Origin of the sequence: Mucilaginibacter sp. cycad4, assembly GCF_034263275.1 — a bacterium.
Lineage (GTDB): Bacteria > Bacteroidota > Bacteroidia > Sphingobacteriales > Sphingobacteriaceae > Mucilaginibacter.
Map to the genome: position 1 here is coordinate 3,392,106 of NZ_CP139559.1, position 20,521 is coordinate 3,412,626.

The 20,521-nt window shown below is 42.2% G+C and carries 20 protein-coding genes and 3 tRNA genes; 15 read left to right on the plus strand and 8 right to left on the minus strand.

What is annotated here, in order from left to right; genetic code table 11:
- Positions 1-21 precede the first annotated feature (21 nt).
- The 4 genes from SNE26_RS13650 to SNE26_RS13665 all read left to right on the plus strand — a co-directional run bounded on the left by SNE26_RS13650 (position 22) and on the right by SNE26_RS13665 (position 4,293).
- Positions 22-1,476, plus strand: a complete 1,455-nt coding sequence (locus tag SNE26_RS13650) for an RtcB family protein (RefSeq protein WP_321559897.1) — start codon at positions 22-24, stop codon at positions 1,474-1,476.
- 250 nt (positions 1,477-1,726) lie between these two features.
- Complete coding sequence (locus SNE26_RS13655) at positions 1,727-2,542, plus strand: hypothetical protein (protein ID WP_321559898.1); 816 nt, start codon at positions 1,727-1,729, stop codon at positions 2,540-2,542.
- Positions 2,543-2,654: 112 nt separating this feature from the next.
- Positions 2,655-3,431: a hypothetical protein gene (locus tag SNE26_RS13660; RefSeq protein WP_321559899.1), complete on the plus strand. Its 777-nt coding sequence runs from the start codon at positions 2,655-2,657 to the stop codon at positions 3,429-3,431.
- A gap of 118 nt (positions 3,432-3,549) precedes the next feature.
- A complete protein-coding gene (locus SNE26_RS13665) occupies positions 3,550-4,293 on the plus strand; it encodes an AAA family ATPase (RefSeq protein ID WP_321559900.1) in 744 nt (247 codons plus the stop codon).
- A 20-nt stretch (positions 4,294-4,313) separates the two neighbouring features.
- On the opposite strand, the gene SNE26_RS13670 is transcribed toward SNE26_RS13665, so the two are convergent.
- Entirely contained in the window at positions 4,314-4,907 is a 594-nt protein-coding gene (locus SNE26_RS13670; RefSeq protein WP_321559901.1) for a dihydrofolate reductase family protein, read from the minus strand.
- A gap of 388 nt (positions 4,908-5,295) precedes the next feature.
- On the opposite strand from SNE26_RS13670, the gene SNE26_RS13675 reads away from it, so the two are divergent.
- The 4 genes from SNE26_RS13675 to SNE26_RS13690 all read left to right on the plus strand — a co-directional run bounded on the left by SNE26_RS13675 (position 5,296) and on the right by SNE26_RS13690 (position 9,249).
- The gene (locus SNE26_RS13675) at positions 5,296-5,898 is read left to right on the plus strand and encodes an NUDIX hydrolase N-terminal domain-containing protein (RefSeq protein WP_321559902.1); all 603 of its coding nucleotides are present in this window, start codon (positions 5,296-5,298) and stop codon (positions 5,896-5,898) included.
- Positions 5,899-6,130: 232 nt separating this feature from the next.
- Positions 6,131-6,310, plus strand: coding sequence for a hypothetical protein (locus tag SNE26_RS13680; protein ID WP_321559903.1), 180 nt, complete (start codon positions 6,131-6,133; stop codon positions 6,308-6,310).
- A gap of 80 nt (positions 6,311-6,390) precedes the next feature.
- Positions 6,391-7,830, plus strand: a complete 1,440-nt coding sequence (locus tag SNE26_RS13685; protein ID WP_321559904.1) for a tetratricopeptide repeat protein — start codon at positions 6,391-6,393, stop codon at positions 7,828-7,830.
- A gap of 288 nt (positions 7,831-8,118) precedes the next feature.
- Positions 8,119-9,249, plus strand: coding sequence for a glycoside hydrolase family 76 protein (locus SNE26_RS13690; RefSeq protein WP_321559905.1), 1,131 nt, complete (start codon positions 8,119-8,121; stop codon positions 9,247-9,249).
- Between the two features lie 77 nt (positions 9,250-9,326).
- Here the strand turns inward: SNE26_RS13690 and SNE26_RS13695 are convergent, their stop codons facing one another.
- Positions 9,327-9,662, minus strand: coding sequence for a hypothetical protein (locus SNE26_RS13695; RefSeq protein WP_321559906.1), 336 nt, complete (start codon positions 9,660-9,662; stop codon positions 9,327-9,329).
- A 161-nt stretch (positions 9,663-9,823) separates the two neighbouring features.
- Between SNE26_RS13695 and SNE26_RS13700 the strand changes: the two genes are divergently transcribed.
- Both SNE26_RS13700 and SNE26_RS13705 read left to right on the plus strand, forming a co-directional pair.
- Entirely contained in the window at positions 9,824-9,979 is a 156-nt protein-coding gene (locus SNE26_RS13700) for a lmo0937 family membrane protein (protein ID WP_321559907.1), read from the plus strand.
- A gap of 124 nt (positions 9,980-10,103) precedes the next feature.
- Complete coding sequence (locus SNE26_RS13705; RefSeq protein WP_321559908.1) at positions 10,104-10,424, plus strand: hypothetical protein; 321 nt, start codon at positions 10,104-10,106, stop codon at positions 10,422-10,424.
- Here the strand turns inward: SNE26_RS13705 and SNE26_RS13710 are convergent, their stop codons facing one another.
- Complete coding sequence (locus SNE26_RS13710) at positions 10,425-11,111, minus strand: DUF2461 domain-containing protein (protein ID WP_321559909.1); 687 nt, start codon at positions 11,109-11,111, stop codon at positions 10,425-10,427.
- 193 nt (positions 11,112-11,304) lie between these two features.
- Between SNE26_RS13710 and SNE26_RS13715 the strand changes: the two genes are divergently transcribed.
- The 3 genes from SNE26_RS13715 (at position 11,305) to SNE26_RS13725 (ending at position 12,858) form a co-directional block, all read left to right on the plus strand.
- Positions 11,305-12,096, plus strand: a complete 792-nt coding sequence (locus tag SNE26_RS13715) for an NIPSNAP family protein (RefSeq protein ID WP_321559910.1) — start codon at positions 11,305-11,307, stop codon at positions 12,094-12,096.
- A 111-nt stretch (positions 12,097-12,207) separates the two neighbouring features.
- A complete protein-coding gene (locus SNE26_RS13720) occupies positions 12,208-12,372 on the plus strand; it encodes a hypothetical protein (protein WP_321559911.1) in 165 nt (54 codons plus the stop codon).
- Between the two features lie 3 nt (positions 12,373-12,375).
- A complete protein-coding gene (locus SNE26_RS13725) occupies positions 12,376-12,858 on the plus strand; it encodes a hypothetical protein (RefSeq protein ID WP_321559912.1) in 483 nt (160 codons plus the stop codon).
- 328 nt (positions 12,859-13,186) lie between these two features.
- Here the strand turns inward: SNE26_RS13725 and SNE26_RS13730 are convergent.
- The 3 genes from SNE26_RS13730 to SNE26_RS13740 all read right to left on the minus strand — a co-directional run bounded on the left by SNE26_RS13730 (position 13,187) and on the right by SNE26_RS13740 (position 13,426).
- Positions 13,187-13,260, minus strand: a tRNA-Cys gene (locus SNE26_RS13730).
- 6 nt (positions 13,261-13,266) lie between these two features.
- Positions 13,267-13,338 (minus strand) — tRNA-Ile (locus SNE26_RS13735).
- Between the two features lie 14 nt (positions 13,339-13,352).
- A tRNA-Pro gene (locus tag SNE26_RS13740) sits at positions 13,353-13,426 on the minus strand.
- Positions 13,427-13,841: 415 nt separating this feature from the next.
- Between SNE26_RS13740 and SNE26_RS13745 the strand changes: the two genes are divergently transcribed.
- Positions 13,842-15,413, plus strand: a complete 1,572-nt coding sequence (locus SNE26_RS13745) for a TROVE domain-containing protein (RefSeq protein WP_321559913.1) — start codon at positions 13,842-13,844, stop codon at positions 15,411-15,413.
- A gap of 970 nt (positions 15,414-16,383) precedes the next feature.
- Positions 16,384-17,067, plus strand: a complete 684-nt coding sequence (locus SNE26_RS13750) for a TIGR02117 family protein (RefSeq protein WP_321559914.1) — start codon at positions 16,384-16,386, stop codon at positions 17,065-17,067.
- Positions 17,068-17,184: 117 nt separating this feature from the next.
- Here the strand turns inward: SNE26_RS13750 and SNE26_RS13755 are convergent, their stop codons facing one another.
- Both SNE26_RS13755 and SNE26_RS13760 read right to left on the minus strand, forming a co-directional pair.
- Positions 17,185-19,473: a GH92 family glycosyl hydrolase gene (locus SNE26_RS13755; protein WP_321559915.1), complete on the minus strand. Its 2,289-nt coding sequence runs from the start codon at positions 19,471-19,473 to the stop codon at positions 17,185-17,187.
- A gap of 164 nt (positions 19,474-19,637) precedes the next feature.
- A complete protein-coding gene (locus SNE26_RS13760; protein WP_321559916.1) occupies positions 19,638-20,309 on the minus strand; it encodes a basic secretory protein-like protein in 672 nt (223 codons plus the stop codon).
- Positions 20,310-20,521 lie beyond the last annotated feature (212 nt).

Genomic DNA, 20,521 nt, shown 5'->3' on the forward strand with positions numbered 1-20,521 from the left:
AGATTTAGAGGGGGCCGCTTTATGGAAAAGATAAAAATAAGCAACAACGAACTTACCACATTAGGTATTAACGACGTAAAGATATTAGAGAACTTCAGCCGTGTGGCCAATGGCCTTTTAAAACATGGCGTGATGGATAAAGACCAGATCCTGGCCAACCTGGAAGCCCTTATTGACGATCCGATGCCTTACGCCCTTAAAAAAGGCGGTAAGTTCAAGAACCTGGCCGAAGCCGTGATTGATTTACGAAAAGAAGGAAAATTCCTGAAACAGCCGCGAACCAACTTCGCACTGAAACAGGAGATAGCCGACTTCCCGGTTTATGGTCTCGAGCATATTGAGATAGGTGCGCTGGCGCAGATGAGAACAGCCGTTAAATTACCCATAGCTGTTGCAGGAGCTTTAATGCCCGATGCACACCAGGGTTATGGTTTACCGATTGGCGGTGTGCTGGCTACAACAGCCAATACCATCATTCCATTTGCGGTTGGGGTGGATATTGCCTGCCGTATGTGCCTGAGCATTTTTGATCTGCCTGCCGGTGTGGTCGATACTGAAACTGATATGCTTAAAGGGCTGTTGCTTGATCATACCAACTTCGGGATTGGCGGGATTACCAAAACGCATTTCGACACCTCGCTGTTCGACAGGCCTGCATGGAGCGAAACCAAGGTGATCCGGAACCTTAAGAATAAAGCCTATTCACAATTGGGCACGTCGGGTACCGGCAACCACTTTGTGGAATGGGGCGAGCTTACCGTTGCCGAAAGCGCTCTCGAAGGGATCCCGGCAGGTAGCTATCTCGCTTTATTGTCACACTCGGGCTCACGCGGATTTGGAGGGAGCATTGCCGATCATTACTCAAAAATTGCCATGAGCAAAACAAAGCTTCCGCAGGAGGCTAAACATTTGGCTTGGTTAAATTTAGATAACGACGAAGGGCAGGAATACTGGATTGCCATGAACCTGGCCGGTGATTATGCCAGCGCCAATCACCACGAAATCCATAACAAAATTGCCCGTGCGCTTAACCTTAAACCGGTAATGATGATCGAGAACCATCACAACTTTGCCTGGAAAGAACAGCTTGCCGACGGTACCGAAGTAATGGTGCACCGAAAAGGCGCTACCCCGGCCGGCGAAGGGGTATTAGGTATCATCCCCGGCAGCATGAGCACACCCGGCTTTGTAGTACGCGGTAAAGGCGATGCAGCTTCCATCAACTCCGCATCACACGGTGCAGGGCGTTTAATGAGCCGAAGCGCAGCCTTTAAAACTGTCGATCCAAAAGCGGTAGCTGCCAATCTTGTAGCTAAACGTATCACCCTGATGGGAAGCGACCTTGACGAGGCACCGATGGTTTATAAGGATATCCATGCAGTGATGGCAGCTCAGCATGATCTGGTTGATGTACTGGCCAGCTTTCAGCCAAGGATAGTAAGGATGGCTGATGCTAAGGAGAAGCCGGAGGATTAGATGCCCCCGGCCCCCTGAAGGGGGAGTTTGTATGATTGATTTAAACGCTGCGAATGCTGCCGCAAGTGTCCTCACTTGTGACCCGCGTTTAGGTTATCTACATGAAAAGCTATCAGCCTGCTTAGCATATGCATGTAGACACAGTCTACATGCATATGGCATCCGTAGACAGAGTCTACGGACAGCGGGAGGAGTTTATATTTAGACGCCGCTGCTACAAAATTAACACTCATTTATAATCAAATAAGAAATGTCGCCAAATTACCTAAAACAACATACTGAAGCCTTTTTTTCAGAGGCAACTTCTCTAAATGCTAATCTGAAAATCATTGATGTTTTATTAACAACTCGAAATCAGCAACTAAAAGTTGACTTTCCGATTTCTAATTATACGTTATATAAGATGATTTCATGCTATAGAGACCTTTCACAATTAGAAGGAGGAAGTAATTTATATCCTACTGGCAATAGCTATGAATTGACAACCGACAATTTAGATGATGAAATAGTAAGAATTCTAAGCTACGTTTCCTGTTTAACACTATCTCAAATTTTTGATGCTTTTGAAAGTTTCTTAAAAAATATAATTGCAGAAACAATCTGCCATAATCCTCATATTCAGAAAAAGATAAAGATAGTTTTCCAAAACGATGATTTCATTTCAATCCGAAATGAGCTTTATCGAATTCAAGGAAGTAATAATAAAGGATTTATCAAAACAATTCGCGGTACCTCTCCATTTTTCAAATCACATGAAAGAAATAATATTTGGAAGCGAGATATGAGTAATTGGTTTGATCTTATTGCGATCATACGTCACATTGTTGTGCACCGAAGACAAAATGTCCCAGGAGATTTTATGGAAGCCATGACCAAAAAGAATCTTAAAAAACTATTTCAAAACAATTTTTCACTTAAAAAAAACCTTTTATTGTTAAATCCATATAACGCTGACGAAATTATAAATAACCTATTAGAATATGCACATCTAATTTACAAGTCCCTTAGTATTGATCTTGAATTAAATAAAGATTTTACTTTCATTGAAAAAAATAATTTTCAATGAAAGATCAGGTTTGTTATCAATAACTTTTGCCATCTGTAGTCTCTGACTAAGGATTACCTATGCCTGTAAACTGTGTCTACAGACCAAAGCAAAATTAAAACCAAATAATAAAATGCCCCCCTCACCACAATCATATAACCTCCTGCTTAAAGTATTCTATTTCGGGCTAAAATGGGGACTTGTGACCAAAGCCGACGTAGTAAAATGGGCAGATGATATCATTACTGCCGAAGTTGAACCCGATTATTTTTTCATTGAGCTTTCAATGAGTAAAGATAGTAGCGAAGCTATGGCGCTTATTAGTAATGAAACGAGTATGGACAATGAGCCTGTAATCGGCCGTGTGTTGCTTGGTTTAACTTATTACAAAATCTACAATAACACAATCAAGCTACAAAAAGCATCCGCTATCATGGATAATATCGCTTTACTCAATTCACTGACCGATCAAGAAAGAGACTCTCTATATTGGCTATCTGACGGGATACTGGAGGTATTCGGTCCGGAGTCTTTTGAAAACATGTGTGATGAAATATTGGCGTTCTTATCCGCCTATAAAGATTTCACTTTGAATAATTGCCATTTGTGGCTCTCAATAAATAAACAAATTGAAACGCATATTTCTAATATAAAGCAACGAACAATTGAAGATAATGAGGCTTATAAGTTAGTGCAAAATCGTATCAATTCCCCCCACTGGTTTACTATAAGAATGGCGCTTTACGTACTAATAATCGCATCCGAAACAGTAATCTTATTACAGCCTGATTTAAGATACAAGTTCAACAAAGACCTCTATGCTATATCAATGCTCATATTTGCAATAGCTATGTGCTATCCGATAGTGTGGGTATTATACCGGATATCGATCAAGTTATTTCGGGTATAAAGAAAACCACTATCTAACCCAAATTCCTATCTTCCCGCTATCCGTAGTCTCCGACTACGGATCAATATGCATGTAGACTGTGTCTAAATAAAAATCAAATCCCTATCTTTACCCTACCATGGAAGCCAAGCCTTTTCTAAAAGAAATCCTGCTAAAACGAGAAATGGTACCATCTTTTGATACCTACCCTTTTCAGATCCCGGCGATTAGGAGCTTACAATCATTAAAGTTTCATCGCGATGTTACTTTTATAATCGGCGAAAATGGTTCGGGGAAATCAACGCTGATAGAGGCTATTGCTTTGCAAATGGGGTTCAGTACCGAGGGCGGTTCAAGAAATGCCCAGTTTCAAACGCATAATAACTCCTCACAGCTTTTTAATTATTTAACTGGTGTTAAAAGCTTCAAAAAACCAACCGATTATTTCTTTCTCCGCGCCGAAAGCTATTACAACCTGGCCACCTATATGGAAAATGTTTATGAAAATGACAAAGGTGCATTTGCCCGGCAATATGGTGTAAACTCGCTGCATGAATGCTCGCATGGCGAATCATTTATGGCAACCCTAACCAACAGGCTTACCGGCAACGGGCTATATATATTTGATGAGCCCGAGGCCGCCTTATCGCCAAACCGGCAAATGGCGGCACTCTCGCTCATCAATACGCTGGTGAATGAAAATTCGCAATTTATAATCGCCACCCACTCCCCTATTTTATTAGCCTACCCCGGTGCTACCATTTACCAGCTGGATGATTCGGGTATAAAACAAGTTCGTTATGAAGAAACGGAACACTATATGGTTACCAGGCATTTCCTGAATAACCATGCCGAGATGGTCCGCATTCTTTTTGGGGAATGAGTGGCTTGCTCTAAAATCTCTTAAGCTCCCATATTACCGGTCTTAACCTCTCCGGCGCGTTTGTAATTAACAAAGATCACTCCGCTTGGTGTAACGGTGCTTTCTGTTACCTCCAATGTCGTAGGCACAGTGTCCTCACTGAATATGGTTTTCCCTTTACCAAGCAGCACCGGGTATATTTTGAGCCAGAGCTCGTCTACAAGGTCATGTTTCAGTAACAACTTAACCAGTTCCCCGCTGCCCCAGACTTTAAGGTCTGAACCTTCTGAATTTTTAAGCTTTTTAATCTCTTCTACATTTGTAAGGAACACGCTATTGCTCCAGTCGGATTTGTCTTTTGTATTGGATAGCACGTATTTGGTTACCTCATTGATACCGGGCCAAAAATTCGCGTGCTTAGGCCAGTAATCTTCAAAAATGTCGAATGTTTTTCGGCCCAGCAGAATATCTGTTGCTTCCATTTGTTTTTGCATGATCTTACCCGAAGCCTCATCGGCAAAAGGCGCAGACCAGCCGCCATATTTAAAACCGCCTGCATTATCTTCTTCCGGGCCACCCGGTGCCTGCATTACGCCGTCTAATGTCATGAACGTTAAAACGATTATCTTTCTCATACGATTTACCTCCTGATGTAGTTTATGTTTAAAATTTGCTTTTTGTTATGATACAAATCTCATCAATAAAGCAATAACACCTGCGGTGTGTATGCGACAAATGATAGGAAAAACGCGACGGCTAACAAAATAACTTTAAACAATGATTTTATAATTTCTTTAAGCGAAAAATTTACACACTAATTTTTCCGAATTAATCAAATTACACGAATTTTAATATAGAAAGAATTTTAATTCGCGTAATTCGATTAATTGTGGCATACAGGCAAGGTAATTCGTGTAAAAATTTCTCTCCGCAATTTCTTCGAATAACCACAATTATTTAAAAGCGATTTCCCTGTTTCTTTATCGCGGTTATATCATCTGTTAGCTATATTGCAGGCACCATATGAAAAAGAACTATATCGATCTGCTCGAAAACATCTATGCCCTGGCGCAAACCGGTATCAGGTATACCAAAAGCCCTTTCGACATGGAACGCTATCAAAAACTGCTTGATATAGCCACACAGGAATACAGCGAATTTACCGGCCTCGATACCGACGTTTTAAAAGAACGCTTTCGTAATGACCTGGGATATGCCACACCCAAAGTAGGCGTTAACGGTATCTTGTTTGATGACAATGGCCGCCTGCTGGTTGAACACCGCAGCGACGATTTTTTATGGGGATTGCCCGGCGGCTGGGTTGATGTTGGCGAAGACCCGGAAACAGCCATGAAACGCGAGTTTTGGGAAGAAGCCCGGCTAATTGTGGAACCTCTTGAGATCATCAAATTCTTCGCAGTCCCGGCCGGCAAATTTCAGCAGCCCCATAGCTCGGTAGTGGTGCTTTATTTATGCAAATACGTTAGCGGCAATATCGAAACATCCATAGAAAGCCTCGAAATAAAATTTATTGATCCGGCCGAAATAACCACCTGGCATAAAAACCACGGGAAATATGTGGAAGAGGCCTTATTTCATCGAAAAAAAGCCCTGTCGCAAGTGTAAACAAACTTGTTTCGGTCACTTCCATTTACCTCCTCCTGTATGAGCTGATTGTTTTGTTTTTTCCAGTCTCATTTAACATACATCCGGCTAAACCGGCAAATACCCGCATAAAACGCCACACCATTTCACATAATGCGTAAAAATTTGACTATCAGCAAAATATAAATGTATATTTATATACCTGCTCGCTTAGCAATTAACTGAACTCAAACCGATTTTAACCATTAAAGCCATGAGCACATCAACCAAAGCATTCGACAAAAACACCTCGATGGGTTTTAGGGACAAAAATACCTCAATGGGATTTGCTGATAATGAAACAAGCCTTGAGCCGGAAAACGAAGCCGCCGATGGATTTGTAGTTTCGCCCGACCCGGATGATACAACCGAAGAACCTTCGATGGATAGTTAGGAAACTGTTTAATAGCCAGTACCATTACCCTGTACACCTGCCCCTGCCATAAACCGGGCTTTTGTTTTATTTTTTAATTTATGCTATACCACATACTAAAGGGAATGGTTTGCGTATGCCTTTTAACAGGCATGGCCCAAAATACCTATGCTCAAAAAAACACGCTCAATCAATTAAGATTACAAGCAGCCCGGCATAAAAATGATACTGCAGGTGTTGAACCATTAAGGCAAATAAGCTTACAACTACAAGCTAACCGGCCCGATAGCGCACTCATCTATGCCCAACAGGGGCTTGAGCTGGCCCGCAAATTCTCATTCAAAAAAGGCGAAGCCGATTGCATGAACAGACTGGGTGTGGTTTTATGGAAAAATGGCAAATATGACCAGGCCCTTTCTTTTTTACTCAACTCATTAAAAATACGCGAAGAAATTAACGACCGGCTCGGCATTTTAAAAAGCCTAAGCGATATAGGCATTGTTTACTCCGATCAATTGGATAACGTAAAAGCCCTCTCCTACCATTTTAAGGCTAAAGCTGTCGCCGAAGAACTACATGAAACAGCGCGCCTGGGCATTATCCTGGCCAATATCGGCAACTGTTACATTAAACTTAACAAGGTTGATTCGGCTTTAAACTATGAAATGCAGGCTTACACCATAAAGCAAAGCCTGAAAGATACGGCTACCATGCCAAACACCCTATCCATTTTAGGCGATATCAACTATAAAATGGGGCATACAGCCTTAGCGCTCGATTATTACCGTGTAAGTATAAACTATGCAGCAAAAACAAACGATCAAAACAGCCTTGCCGACAGCTATAACAGCATAGCACAACTCTATAAGCAAACAGGCATGGCCGATTCAAGCATCTATTATGCAACGCTGGCCCTTAATGCTGCAAAAAATGCGTTATATCCCGAGGGGATTTTCCATGCCAGCAACCTGCTTACCGATGTGTACCGGGGCAAAAGTGAGCACCTCGAACTGCTTTATTTAAAAACCGCCCTTGCCGCCAAAGACAGTATGTTCAATGCCGAAAAAATTAAGCAGATCCAAACCCTAAGCTTTAACGAAGCAGCCCGGCAGGAAGAAATTGCCGAAGAAAAGCACCGCGAAGAGGAAGCCCGGATAATTAACCTGCAAATGGTAGGCATTGCTGTGTTTATCCCAACATTTTTCCTGGTGGTATTACTGCTGAGCAAAAGCCGCACCCACCGTAAGGTAATCGAGTTTATGAGCGTGTTATGCCTGCTGCTGGCCTTTGAGTTTCTTACCCTGCTCATCCACCCTGTGGTACAGCGCCTCAGTAACCATTTGCCCGTGCTTGAACTGGTGATCCTGGTATGCCTGGCCTCCGTACTGGTACCTTTCCATCACAAGCTTACACGCTTCATGCATGAGCGCCTGGTACACGGGCATAAGCCCCAGCACCCTCCGGTTGCGGCAGCGGTACCTTCGCCAGAGAAAAAGGAAAATAAACCACCTGCCGCAAAACGCAAGCCTGCGCAAGGTTAAGGTAACTTTATTAGCCGTCGCCGGTAACAAAGACATGGTGAGGTTAAGAAAAAACTTTGCGACTTAGCGCCTTTGCGAGAAAACATCCGCTAAACATAACTAACCCAACCCCCTCCCCGGTTAAAATCACGGTTAAAAATTGGGTTAATGATTTTTTATGGGTTAAAACGTTGGTTATCGGCCATTTTTTAACCTATAATTGCCTTGCCTGTAAATAATTAACCAATAATTAAAAAAACCTTATTCCGCTACCGGGCCATAACCCTATTACTAACCATCATTTATCATATGAAAAAACTGAACTACTTTTTGATCCTGAACCTGTTCATTACCATTGTAAGCTGCAGCAAGGGCAAGGATATTACACCCGTTACCACTAAACCTGCAACGGATACTACCAAAACCGATAACAGTACAGGATTTAGCAGCGCCGATGCCGATCTTGCCTATACAGCCTTCAATAACGCTTTTTACGACTCGAACAATAAACTTTACTTCAGCACTACTAAAAAAGATGGCGTAGCCGCCATATGGACACAGGCTATTTACTGGGATATGGCCATGAATGTTTACGAGCGCACCAAAACCCCGGCACAGCTTACACGCATTGGCGATATATACCAGGGTAATTATAATCATTACGATGGCTATAACTGGAACAATACCACCGTTTGGTTTATTTATGACGATATGATGTGGTGGGTTATTGCCCTGGCGCGCGCTAATCAGCTTACCGGCAATGCCACTTATCTTGAAAAAGCAAAATCCGGGTTCGACAGGGTTTGGAATGGCTCATACGATCCGATAGATGGCGGTATGTTCTGGGATTTTCAGCACAGCGGCAAAAACTCATGTATCAACTTCCCTACCGTTATAGCAGCCATGAAACTATATAATATCACTAAGGATGTCTCTTATCTTAATAAGGCTAAATCTATCTATTCATGGTCGAAAACTAATTTGGTTGATGCATCCGGTAAAGTGAACGACAATAAAATAGGCAATAACCCTCCGGGTGGCCAGGATTATACTTATAACTCAGGTACCGCCATTGGCGCGGCTATGGCATTGTACAAGCAAACCAACGATGCAGCTTACCTTAACGATGCCAAATTGTATGCCGATTATGTAAAAAACAATATGTGCACCAACGGCATATTGCCTGCCGAAGGGGACTTTAACGAACAGGGTGTTCTGAAAGCCATTTTCGCTCAATACATAGTGCAGCTGATCAATGAGGGTGCCCAAAGCCAATACCTGAGCTGGATCCAAACCAATGTTAACTCAGGCTGGAAAAATCGTGATAGCCGGAACCTTACTTATCGTAATTATGCGGTACCTACCCCAACCGGCGATATCCAATCATACGAAGCCAGCAGCATCGTAACTTTTATGCAGCTGATCCCACCAACTAAGTAAACATTATTCGCAACCATCTTCCCGCAGGAACGCGAAGGAGCCTTTGCACCTCCGCGTTCCTGCGGGCTTATACCTAATCAAATGGTCCACAATTGCGGTGTATCCCTGAAATGACTGATCTCCTCAATCACTTCCAGTACTTCATCGGGCGATAGCTCATTTTCGCCGTCGGCAACGTAACTAAACACTTTTCCGGGTTGCTCAAAAGTAATATACCCCAGGTAATCGGGGTTATTCTTTTTATTCACCTGCAAAAGCTTATCAGGCTGGTTAAGCTTGCCTAAAGTTGAATTATTCCGGCGATAAATACTGTAAGTATAGGTTAACACCGGGTGCCCGTCTGCATGGGCATCACTATCCGGCATTATAAGAAGTGTTAAATTTTTAGCTATAGTAATAAAGAATGGCTTCATATGTAGTATTAAGTGTAGCAACAAAATATAGCAAGAGGAATGCCATAATCATTGTTTCTATAAAATTAATTTACTTTCAGTATAAATAATATTTTTCAATAAAGATTGAATTATGGCATGATTTTTAAAGTGTTATATATAACAAACTAAAACATCAAACTATGAGATCACTATTGTATATCATCGCAGTTATCCTCATTATAGGATGGGCGATCAGTGTTTTTGCCTATTCGGCAACAGGTTTAATTCACGCTTTATTGGTAATTGCCGTTATTTCATTTTTACTTGGCATTATCAGAAGCCCTTCAGCAGTTTAAAAACTATTTTTATAAGAAAACAGAACGCGGGCCGCAAGCCCGCGTTTATTGTTTTGAATTTAAGCTAAAAATGTCACACAAACTTTAATAACATTTGTTTAGTGTTACTATAAGCTGTACTACGATGACATTAAGCGACGAAGAATTCAGGGAAGAATATAAACCACTGCACATCCCTTCACATTTTGATCCACAGGATACCCAGCAAAATAAGGCTATATATGCGCTGGCACAAATTGGCGAAGGTACGGCAGACAGTGTACTGAAAGAGCTGGGAACCCTTCAGCCCGGTATTGTGAACGAACAGGTCACCGCGCTGGTTAAAACCACTCTTGTCAGCCTTTACAATAAAGGCCTCATTAAAGGCGAAGAACATAACGGGCAAATGCATTACAACCTCAGCAAGATCACCGAGGCTAATGACGGCTCAACGAGGCACGAATAGTTAATCTTCTTCTCCGTTTACATTGGCAGTAAGCACATCGCTCATATAATCAAAAAAGGGCCGCATGCTTTTAAAAGTATCCGAAGCTTTTTTTATGAAATCCGGGCTTAAAGCCTCCCCATCGGTAAAGCGCCGTCTTACTAAAAACTGTTTGTAACGCAGCAGTTCGATAGCCTCATGATCTGCAGCATAACCTTTGGGTGCGGTTTTCAGCTGCTCGCCTTCCAAAACGCCAAAAGCTGTTGTAAATTCTTTACTGCCGATGATTTGTTTCAAAGGTGAAGCATCAAAAGCGATGTCGTCGCGGATCCGCTTAAGATCGGGCGTATCCGGGGCCCAAAAGCCGCCTGCTATAAATGTATTGCCCGGTTCCAGGTGAAAATAATAACCACCGCGGCGGTGCTTGCCTGCCCGTTTAAAATTACCGCTCCAGTTAGTTTTAAAAGGCGTTTTATCTTTCGAAAAACGGATATCGCGGTAAATGCGGTGCAGGGCCTTTTTTGCGCTGGGCGTTTCGATAACATCATGCGTATTGAGCAGGTTCAATAACCCGGCAGTAAAAACCTCCACCAGTTCAAGCTGCTGTTGATATGCCTCTTTATGTTGAGCAAACCAGTCGCGGTTACTGTTCTGTTTCAATTGCCTCATAAAATCAAAGCTGGAGGCGGGTAATATTAGCTGGCTCATAATTAAAAATGATCTGCAAAAAGCAGGAAAGCCAAATTAAAGAAATTTGCAGGGTGTCCAAAATTGAATCCGCCTGCACTGCTTAATAATACATTTAAATGATGGATAAGGCATCCGAACTTCCCCTCAAAACAAAAATGTGACACTTGTTTTTTGTCGAAAAACCTATCTTAGCCAAACAATCAAACCTGCTATGAAAAGGCGATCCTTTGTTAAATCAACCCTGTTAACCGGTGTTACCGCAACTGTTTTACCCGCTATGAGCAAAGCTACAGAAACTTCCCCCAGGGCTGCCGAATACTATGAACTAAGGGTATACAACCTTAAAAACCCGGAACAGCAAAAACTGGTAGAGGATTTTCTGAAAGATACCGCTATACCTGCTTTCAACCGGTTAGGTGTAAAACATGTTGGTGTATTTACCGAAATGAAGCCCGAGGGCCAAACCAGGCTTTTTGTGCTGGTGCAGTTTAACAGTCTTGCCCATTTTGCAACAGTGACCGATAGTTTCGCCGGCGATGCAGAACTACAGGCCAAAGGCGCTGCTTACCTTAGTACCCCTGCCGCGGCCCCGGCTTATGAACGGATAGAAAGTTCTTTGTTAAAAGCATTTGTACACATGCCGCACCTGGAAGCACCTGAAAATAAAACGAGGATCTTTGAGTTGAGGCAGTATCAAAGCGCAACTGAAGCCGCAGGTAAAAAGAAGATTGAAATGTTTAATAATGAAGGCGAAATAGATGTATTTAAACGCCTCGGTTTTAAACCTGTTTTTTGGGGCGAAACCGTAATAGGTTCACAAAGGCCTAATCTTACCTATATGATCACCTTTGATGATCTTGATGCCAAGAATACCCACTGGAAAGCTTTTGGAAGCGATCCGCAATGGAAAAAGATCAGCGCTATGCCCGAATATGCCGATGCCCTGCTGGTGAGCAAAATAACATCAACTATGCTGGTGCCTGCAGCATATTCGCAGATCTAAAATTCTTTTGTGCAGCCTTACGAAGTTTTGAAACCTTCGTAAGGCTTTCAAAGCCAGATTTTTCGTATTTCGTTGAATGCCCTATTTTTCATAAATTTGATTAACAACAGCATGGAGGCAAACAGGCAAACACTCAGCGAGGCTGAGATTGAACTTCTGAAAGAAGGCTTGAAACGAAGTTATAAAGAGCGTTTTCAAATGGCCACCCGTTTGTACAAGATACAGCAAACCATGAACAAGGCTTCGATAGTACATAAACCATTTATCAGCAAATAATCTGTGGATGTATTTGACAAGGAAATATTAAGTTTCTGGCAAGCACTCCAGGACTTTAATGTGCAATATATTATGGTTGGCGGATTCGCCATCAACCTGCATGGCTATCAACGATTTACAGGAGACCTTGATATCTGGATAAAAGATACCCTGCAAAACAGGCAACAACTGCGCAAAGTTTTTATCAGTTGCAATATGGGCGACTTCCCAATGATTGAACATATGCAATTTGTACCCGGCTGGACAGATTTCCAACTTAACAATAGCCTCAAATTAGATATACTTATCGATATGAAAGGCCTCGAAGGTTATTCATTCGATGAATGCCTGGAGATGGCTTCTGTAGCAGAAATTGAAAAAGTGAAAGTGCCTTTTTTGCATATCAATCAATTGATTGCAAATAAAAGAGTAATAAACCGACCTAAAGACCAAATCGATATCATAGCTCTTGAACAGATCCGTAAGTTAAGGGACGAACAGACCTGATCTCACAGTCTCATATAAAAATTCCCGTTTCCAAATCCCTGCCCTCCTCTACATTCCCATACTGCCTGTTTGAAGATTTGTTTAAATAAATATTGCCTTAAATTAAGACCAAAAGACCCTTGATTTTGTGAGAGGCCAAAAAGGAGCGCAATTTTTGCTGAAACTTATAACCTTTTATCAATCACCATAAAACTAAAAAAATACCAAACAAAATACGATAAAAATACTATTAAATAAATAAAAAACAATAGTTATCCATGCCCGGCTCTGCGCCGGGATTATGAAAGCTATGACCTGGCATAATGCTATTACGCAGGCAAAATAAAAGAGGCCGGTACAAGATTCGAACTTGCGGACATTCCTTTTGCAGAGGACTCCCTTGAACCACTCGGGCAACCGGCCATATTGTGGAAATAAAAGGACTTGAACCTTTAACCGACACCGTATAAGGGTGCTGCTCTAACCATTAAGCTACATTTCAAGCTGTAAATCAGTAGGGTAACCCGGACTCGAACAGGGAGCCTCCACATCCCAAATGTGGTAATCTGACCAATTGATATACTACCCTGTAAAGCAAAAAATCCCCTTAGTTTTTATCTAAGAGGATTTTCATGTTGTTTATATTTCTTACTATATACACATAGCTATCTCCTCTGATAAATCAGTATGGGTGATGGACACTGTATACATATTGTTGTTTTCATGATGCAATGATACAAAAAATATTTAAATAAAAAATAATTATGAAAAAATATTTATAAAATTATTTGAACCTTGATTCGTAGGATTAAAGGATTACTTGAGTAGAACTCTAAAGTAACAATCAACCTTCTGACTTTACAAGTCGTTAAAGCATCACGTCTATCTTTTAATCCTACGAATCAAGGTTCAGAAAAAAAATAAAAATAATTTCTACTGCGCAAATACACTGCGCAGTGGCCTTCAACCTTTGTATCAACAAAACGAAATAAAGGAGGTTCAAAATGAAATTCAACCTGTTAAGCAAAGTAAAAACCAAAACGACAAATCATGAAGGTGCAAAAGCCTTTACCATGACTGCCGAAATGGAATTGTACACCACGGTAGTTACCTGGAGCTTAAACGATACCTTTTATGAAAAAGACCAGGCACGTATGGAGCGCCTGCGCAACTTGATAGCTAAATGCAACCCGGTATTTGTTGGTAAACTGGCAGTTTATGCCCGTACCAAAATGTATCTGCGTTCGGTACCGCTGGTGCTGGTTACCGAATTGGCTAAGCTGCACTCGGGCAACGATCTGGTTGCCCGGGTTACCGACGGGGTTATCGGTCGCGCCGATGAGATCACCGAGTTATTGGCCTGTTATGAAACATTAAATGAGCGTAAGGGCACTAAAAAGCTCAACCGCTTATCAAAGCAAATGCAAAAAGGTTTATCACAGGCGTTTAACCGCTTTGATGAATACCAGTTTGCTAAATATAACCGCGACGGCGCTATAAAAATGCGCGACGCCTTGTTCCTGGTGCACCCACGTGCTAAGGATGATCTACAGCAGCTGATCTTTAACAAGATAGCGACAAACGAACTGCAAACACCTTACACCTGGGAAACAGAGCTCTCGGCTCTCGGTCAGCTGAATTTTGACAGTGCCGAAGCAAAAGCAATAGCGTTCCGTGCCAAGTGGGAAGAACTGATAGACAGCGGTAAAATAGGTTATATGGCCCTGCTGCGGAACCTGCGCAATATACAGGATGCTGGCGTAAGCTATGCACATTTTAAAAAAGTATGCGCAACATTAGCCGATGGTGAACAGGTGGCTAAAGCCAAACAGTTCCCATTCCGTTATCTGGCGGCTTACCGCGAGTTGATAACGCCGGCTTCCGCAGTGCAAAACATTGCAAGGGCAGCTAAAGCAGTCATAACCGGCAACAAAGGCTATACCGGCGAACTGCTGGACGCTTTGGAAAAAGCAGTACAGGCGAGTGCTGCCAACATCAGGGGTTTTGATGAAAACACCCGTATGCTGCTGGCCTGCGATGTGTCTGGCTCAATGCAGAAACCGGTATCGGCAAAATCGAAAATACTGTTGTACGATATAGGTTTGATGCTGGCGATGTTGCTGCAATCCCGTTGTAAAAATGTGGAAGTAGGGATGTTTGGCGACCGCTGGAAAACCATTACTGTACCACGTAGCAATATTTTAGGCAACGTGCAGGAGTTTTACCGCCGTGAAGGTGAAGTAGGTTATTCCACCAACGGTTACCTGGTTATCCATGACCTGAGCACCCGTCGCGTAGCCATGGACAAGGTAATGTTATTTACCGATTGCCAGTTATGGAACAGTAATGGCGGCGGCAACCACATCCAGGAGCAATGGGTTTATTACAAACAACACATTGCGCCAAAGGCAAAACTGTACCTGTTTGACCTGGCGGGTTACGGCCAGGCGCCATTGCAGCTGTTACAAAACGACGTGTATTTAATAGCAGGCTGGAGCGATAAAGTTTTCGATGTGTTAGCGGCAATTGAAAGCGGAAGCTCGGCGCTGAACATTATTAACAATATAGATTTATAACAACGTGCGGGGAGGCTAACATCCCCGCATTTAAAAAATAAAGATGCCGTAGGCAAGAGTTACTTCGCAACCAATAATGGGGAGGGCATTGTGGTGAAAACCATGATGGAGGTTCGAGTCCTCGCTTGCAGCCCCCAGCTCTCTTGCCGCCTTTGCTCTTTATAAAAGAAGGTGTCGTTTATAAGTGTTACTTCGAAATTCCAAAACTGAGACGTCGGTTCGAGTCCGGCCCCGAAAGGGTAGTTAAGATGGTTAAAACGCAGAGTAAGCAAGCACTTATAGCTTTTTACCCTTCTTTTAAAATATTAAAAATAAAATAAGGTGCCGTAAACAAGTACTACTTCGATTTGGGACGTTAGGGTCGCCGGTTCGAACCCGGCCCGCTGGTAACCGCGGTAGCTCAGTTGGTTAGAGCATAATGCAGAAGATTTGTTGACCATTGCCCTTATTTTTTTAAATGAACAACAGGTAAAGTGCCGTAAACAAGTATTACTTCGCTTTTTAACCCCAGGGTCGCCGGTAAAAATCCGGCCTTTAGTCATAAGTTAAGGTAGCTCGGACAGTTTAGAGCATGGGACGACTGAACCACTTGTTAGCTGTTGCCTTTAGCCTGTTGTTCATAAATTTCTTTTACCTAAACCTGTTGCAATCAGGAATAAGATGCCGTAGGTAAGCGTTACTTCGCCTGTCAAGCAAATCGCTGCTGTTTATTGCTCTTTATTTCCTGATTTTTAACTACAATACTTTTCTCTTCGGGATAAGTAATGAAAGATGCCGTAAGCGGGTGTTACTTCGCTGGTTGAAAGACATGTAGCAATACATGAATGCCGGTTCGAATCCGGAATACACCTGCTGTTAGTAGCTCTTTCATTTTTTCAATCTTTTAAAATCACAATCGAAACGATACAACCGGGTCACCTTCCTGCACTTCCGGTATTAATTAAGGTAACCGAACCTAAAAACCTTAATTATGATCATCTTCAAAAAAATTGCAAAAGTAATTTTAAGGCTCGTGCTGGGATTTGTGGCATTTGTAGCGCTCTACCTATTTTCGGCTGTTATATTGTCAGTATGGAGTGTTAAGAAAGAGCCCGTTATCTCAAATGATTTAGCCATCTATATATTAACCAATGGAGATCATACTGATATTGTTGTCCCGGTAAAAAATGCCATTACCGATTGGAGCAAGGAGATCAGTTATCAAAACACTGTAGCGAAAGATACTACAAATCAATACTTAGCCATAGGCTGGGGTGATAAAGGATTCTATCTCGGTACGCCCACCTGGGCTGACTTAAAATTTAGCACTGCTTTCAAAGCGACATTTGCATTAAGTACCTCCGCTATTCATGCCACCTACTATCCAACCATGCCCGAAAGTAACGACTGTAAAAAAATAATGATCAGCAATGACCAGTATAAGCGTTTGGTTGCATTTGTAGATAGTAGCTTTAAAAGAGATGCCGCAGGTAAAGTCATCAATATAAAAACAAACGCTAATTATGATCAAAACGATGCCTTTTACGAAGCCAGGGGCAAATACAATTTGTTTTACACCTGCAACACATGGGCCAATAATGCCTTAAAAACAAGCGGACAAACCGCCTGTGTATGGACGCCTTTTGACAGGGGAATTTTTTATCATTACAGGTAAATCAAATGGAGATAGCATGCAATTTTTATATTTGAAATAAAAAAGGGCCTTCCAATGCGGAAAGCCCTTTTTTAACTCCGAAATCGGAAACCCGAAATCCGAAATCAAAACCAATCTCTATTTGTGCTTCGCACTCATGTAAAAAGTGATCTCGCCGCCATTCATGATCTCATCGTGACTAATGAACAACTTATCAAGCGGCTTACCATTTAATACCATCTTTTGTACGTAAACATTTTTAGCGCTTTGATTTTTTACATTGATGGTAAACTTCTTACCATTATCCAGATTGATCACTGCATGATCAACAGCCGGACTACCGGTTGAGTATTGGTCAGAGCCAGGCGCTACCGGGTAAAAACCAAGCGATGTAAAAATATACCATGCGCTCATCTGCCCGGTGTCATCATTACCGCCCAAACCGTCAGGGGTTGGCTTGTACATCATTGGCAAAATCATGCGTACGCGCTCCTGTGTTTTCCATGGTTTATTTGTCCAGTTGTACAGGTAAGCTACGTGGTGCGATGGCTCATTGCCGTGCACATAGTTGCCGATGATACCGTCGCGGGTAATATCTTCTGTTTCAGCAAAGTATTTATCGGGCAGGTTCATGGTGAACAATGAATCCAGGTAGCGTACAAAACGTTTGTCGCCGCCCATGAGTTTAATCAAACCTTCAGGGTCCTGGGGGGCAAATAAGGTATAATTCCAGCTATTGCCTTCAATAAAGCCTTCGTTAATGGTGCTTAACGGGTCAAACTTAGCCCGGAAGCTACCGCTAATTAGTTTAGGGCGCATGAAACCAACCGAAGGATCATAAACATTTTTATAGTTTTCAGAACGTTTGATGAATTCTTCGTAAATATCATTCCTGTTTAATTTTTTAGCCAGTTGCGCTATAGCCCAGTCGTCAAAAGCATATTCAAGCGTTGAAGATACCGACACTCCGCTTTTTTCATCAGGAATATATCCTTTGTCCATATACTCGCCAATGCCTTCATAATCGCGATGGCGGGCTGTAGCAACACAGGCATCAAGCGCTTTATTAGCATCAAAATTAACGTTACCTTTTATTACGGCATCAGCAATTACGGCAACGCTGTGGTAACCGCTCATACACCAGTTTTCGTTACCGGAGTTTGACCATACCGGCAGCATATGCTCCGGGCTTTGATCAAAATGGGCTAACATCGACCGGATCATATCTGTATTACGTTTTGGCTCGATGATATTGAAGAGCGGATGTAATGCCCGGTAAGTATCCCAAAGTGAAAAGGTAGTGTAATTGGTAAACCCGTCCGCCTTGTGCGCATTTTGGTCGAGCCCCTTGTACTGGCCATCGGCATCCATGTACAACGTAGGGTTTATCATGGTATGGTACATCGAAGTATAGAAATTCTGCATGGTTTCCTTACTTCCGGCTATCTCAATTTTATGCAGTTCGTTTTCCCAAAGCTGCTGGCCATCGTTCTTCACCTTGTCAAAATCCCAGCCCGGTGCTTCAGCGCGCATATTGTTCAATGCGCCGTCCATACTTACCGGAGATATGGCAAACTTAATTTTGATCTTCTCCCCTTCTTCAGTTTTAAAGTCGAAGTAACTGCGGATCTGCCTGCCTGCAATTTCAGGAAAGTTTTTGGTTTGATTGAATTTTCCCCAGAAACCGCCGTACACCTCGCGCTTGTCGTATTTTTTATACCCATGCTGATAGAATGGTTTTGAAAATGACATAGCGAAGTATAAAGTACGTGTGCGGGCCCAGCCATTGGTTTGACGGTAGCCTACAACCGTTGAATCGTTAACTACCTTAAGGTAAGTCCATACATTTTTGTCGGGATAATTATAGATCCCGGCCATCAGGTCGAGTATAATGTGCGACTGATCCGACTTGGGGAAAGTATACTGATGAAAACCAACCCTTGCCGTGGTGGTTAGCTCGGCAGTAATGTTACTGGCATCAAGCTTTACCTTGTAATAGTTGGCCCCGCTAACCTCGTTTTGGTGCGAAAATGCCGAACGATAGCCGCTGCCTGGTTTATCGGCCACACCTGGATTGAGTTTCAAAGCCCCAACAGTTGGCATAATTAAAAAATCGCCCAGGTCTGAGTGGCCGGTACCACTGAAATGCGTGTGGCTAAAGCCTACTATCGTTTTATCGTCATACTGATATCCTGCGCAGTATTTATATACATCCGGATTGTAATGACCGTCCTTTTCATAACTGGCGGTATCAGTTTCAGGGCTTAATTGCACCATGCCAAATGGCACCGTTGCTCCCGGATAAGTATGCCCCATACGTTGCGTACCTATAATAGGGTTAACATAATCAACCAGCTTTTCTGTTTTGTTTTGAGCCTGGCTATAAACGGCCGTACCTATTAATAATGCTGTAAGTAATCTTCTCATTGTAATCTTAAGTATATTCATTATTCCCTCTCGTGTATGAGGAAATTCTGCGTCGCTGTCACTGGCCGTAGCGCCTTTGCAACATAGCAACTAATTTATATAAAGCAGCCCGCTAAATATGGGAGCACGTGGTATTTGTTACAGATACCTGTAAATAAACCGGCTTAAACAGCAGAATTTGAAGCGTAAGCAGCCCACAATTCGTCAACTGTTTTACCTGTAAGGTTTTTCCAGCTATCGTTGGTGAAAGTATGCTCACGCAATTGCTTATCAAGTATTTTCACAAGACCGGGCTTTGCGTTTTTTTCGGCCCATACCAAAAAGCGGGCAGTTACACGATATGCATTATCATAGTTTTGGGTCGATTTAAATGCGGGTAATGCCCATTTGGCACCGGCGTTATCAACGCCAAATTTAAAGCGCGCATAATCGGCAATTCCTTCGGTTAACCAACCAGGGCCATCGCTGTTACCATAAGCCTGCACAATATGCATTACTTCGTGGGTAACCACGTCAATATCGCCGGGATGTTTGGTCATGTATTTTGCACTGAATACTACGGTGTCATTCCCGGTAGCGGCCACACCGTCATAAGCAGTATCGATGACAAACGTTACTTTTTTAGATGTTTTTTTATTGTACTCCCTGGCAAGTTTTGGATACACATCAAAAAAGGTTTTGATCAGCCTGTCTTTCAAATCCGAGCTAAATGCAGCATCCTTACTGATAAAAGTTACCTGGTAGCCCTTTTGTTTAAAAACTTCCTGCGCATGGGCATTCACCCCCATGAACAAGCCCGAAATTAAGAGTAGTGAGAAAATAAATATTTTTTTCATGAATAGTTTTGGTTTTTGCGATTGATATTAGTTAAAACCATTCAAATATAGATAAAACGTTTTATCATTAAAATAGATTCCTTGTAATATTCTTATAGTTCTATCCCTTTCAACCTGTTTAAAAACAAACGCCTGTTGCTCTTCAAACAACAGGCGTTTTATTAATTAAACAATATTATCAAAAAAGAACTATGAAGCATTTGAACTATTGT

Bases quoted from the DNA above. Each gene is read 5' to 3' on its own strand.
- SNE26_RS13760 (WP_321559916.1), bottom strand. From the start codon at position 20,309: ATGAAAAAAATATTTATTTTCTCACTACTCTTAATTTCGGGCTTGTTC.
- SNE26_RS13715 (WP_321559910.1), top strand. From the start codon at position 11,305: ATGAAAAGGCGATCCTTTGTTAAATCAACCCTGTTAACCGGTGTTACC.
- SNE26_RS13655 (WP_321559898.1), top strand. From the start codon at position 1,727: ATGTCGCCAAATTACCTAAAACAACATACTGAAGCCTTTTTTTCAGAG.
- SNE26_RS13700 (WP_321559907.1), top strand. From the start codon at position 9,824: ATGAGATCACTATTGTATATCATCGCAGTTATCCTCATTATAGGATGG.
- SNE26_RS13710 (WP_321559909.1), bottom strand. From the start codon at position 11,111: ATGAGCCAGCTAATATTACCCGCCTCCAGCTTTGATTTTATGAGGCAA.
- SNE26_RS13705 (WP_321559908.1), top strand. From the start codon at position 10,104: ATGACATTAAGCGACGAAGAATTCAGGGAAGAATATAAACCACTGCAC.
- SNE26_RS13650 (WP_321559897.1), top strand. From the start codon at position 22: ATGGAAAAGATAAAAATAAGCAACAACGAACTTACCACATTAGGTATT.
- SNE26_RS13670 (WP_321559901.1), bottom strand. From the start codon at position 4,907: ATGAGAAAGATAATCGTTTTAACGTTCATGACATTAGACGGCGTAATG.
- SNE26_RS13680 (WP_321559903.1), top strand. From the start codon at position 6,131: ATGAGCACATCAACCAAAGCATTCGACAAAAACACCTCGATGGGTTTT.
- SNE26_RS13755 (WP_321559915.1), bottom strand. From the start codon at position 19,473: ATGAGAAGATTACTTACAGCATTATTAATAGGTACGGCCGTTTATAGC.
- SNE26_RS13690 (WP_321559905.1), top strand. From the start codon at position 8,119: ATGAAAAAACTGAACTACTTTTTGATCCTGAACCTGTTCATTACCATT.
- SNE26_RS13720 (WP_321559911.1), top strand. From the start codon at position 12,208: ATGGAGGCAAACAGGCAAACACTCAGCGAGGCTGAGATTGAACTTCTG.
- SNE26_RS13660 (WP_321559899.1), top strand. From the start codon at position 2,655: ATGCCCCCCTCACCACAATCATATAACCTCCTGCTTAAAGTATTCTAT.
- SNE26_RS13750 (WP_321559914.1), top strand. From the start codon at position 16,384: ATGATCATCTTCAAAAAAATTGCAAAAGTAATTTTAAGGCTCGTGCTG.
- SNE26_RS13665 (WP_321559900.1), top strand. From the start codon at position 3,550: ATGGAAGCCAAGCCTTTTCTAAAAGAAATCCTGCTAAAACGAGAAATG.
- SNE26_RS13745 (WP_321559913.1), top strand. From the start codon at position 13,842: ATGAAATTCAACCTGTTAAGCAAAGTAAAAACCAAAACGACAAATCAT.
- SNE26_RS13685 (WP_321559904.1), top strand. From the start codon at position 6,391: ATGCTATACCACATACTAAAGGGAATGGTTTGCGTATGCCTTTTAACA.
- SNE26_RS13675 (WP_321559902.1), top strand. From the start codon at position 5,296: ATGAAAAAGAACTATATCGATCTGCTCGAAAACATCTATGCCCTGGCG.
- SNE26_RS13695 (WP_321559906.1), bottom strand. From the start codon at position 9,662: ATGAAGCCATTCTTTATTACTATAGCTAAAAATTTAACACTTCTTATA.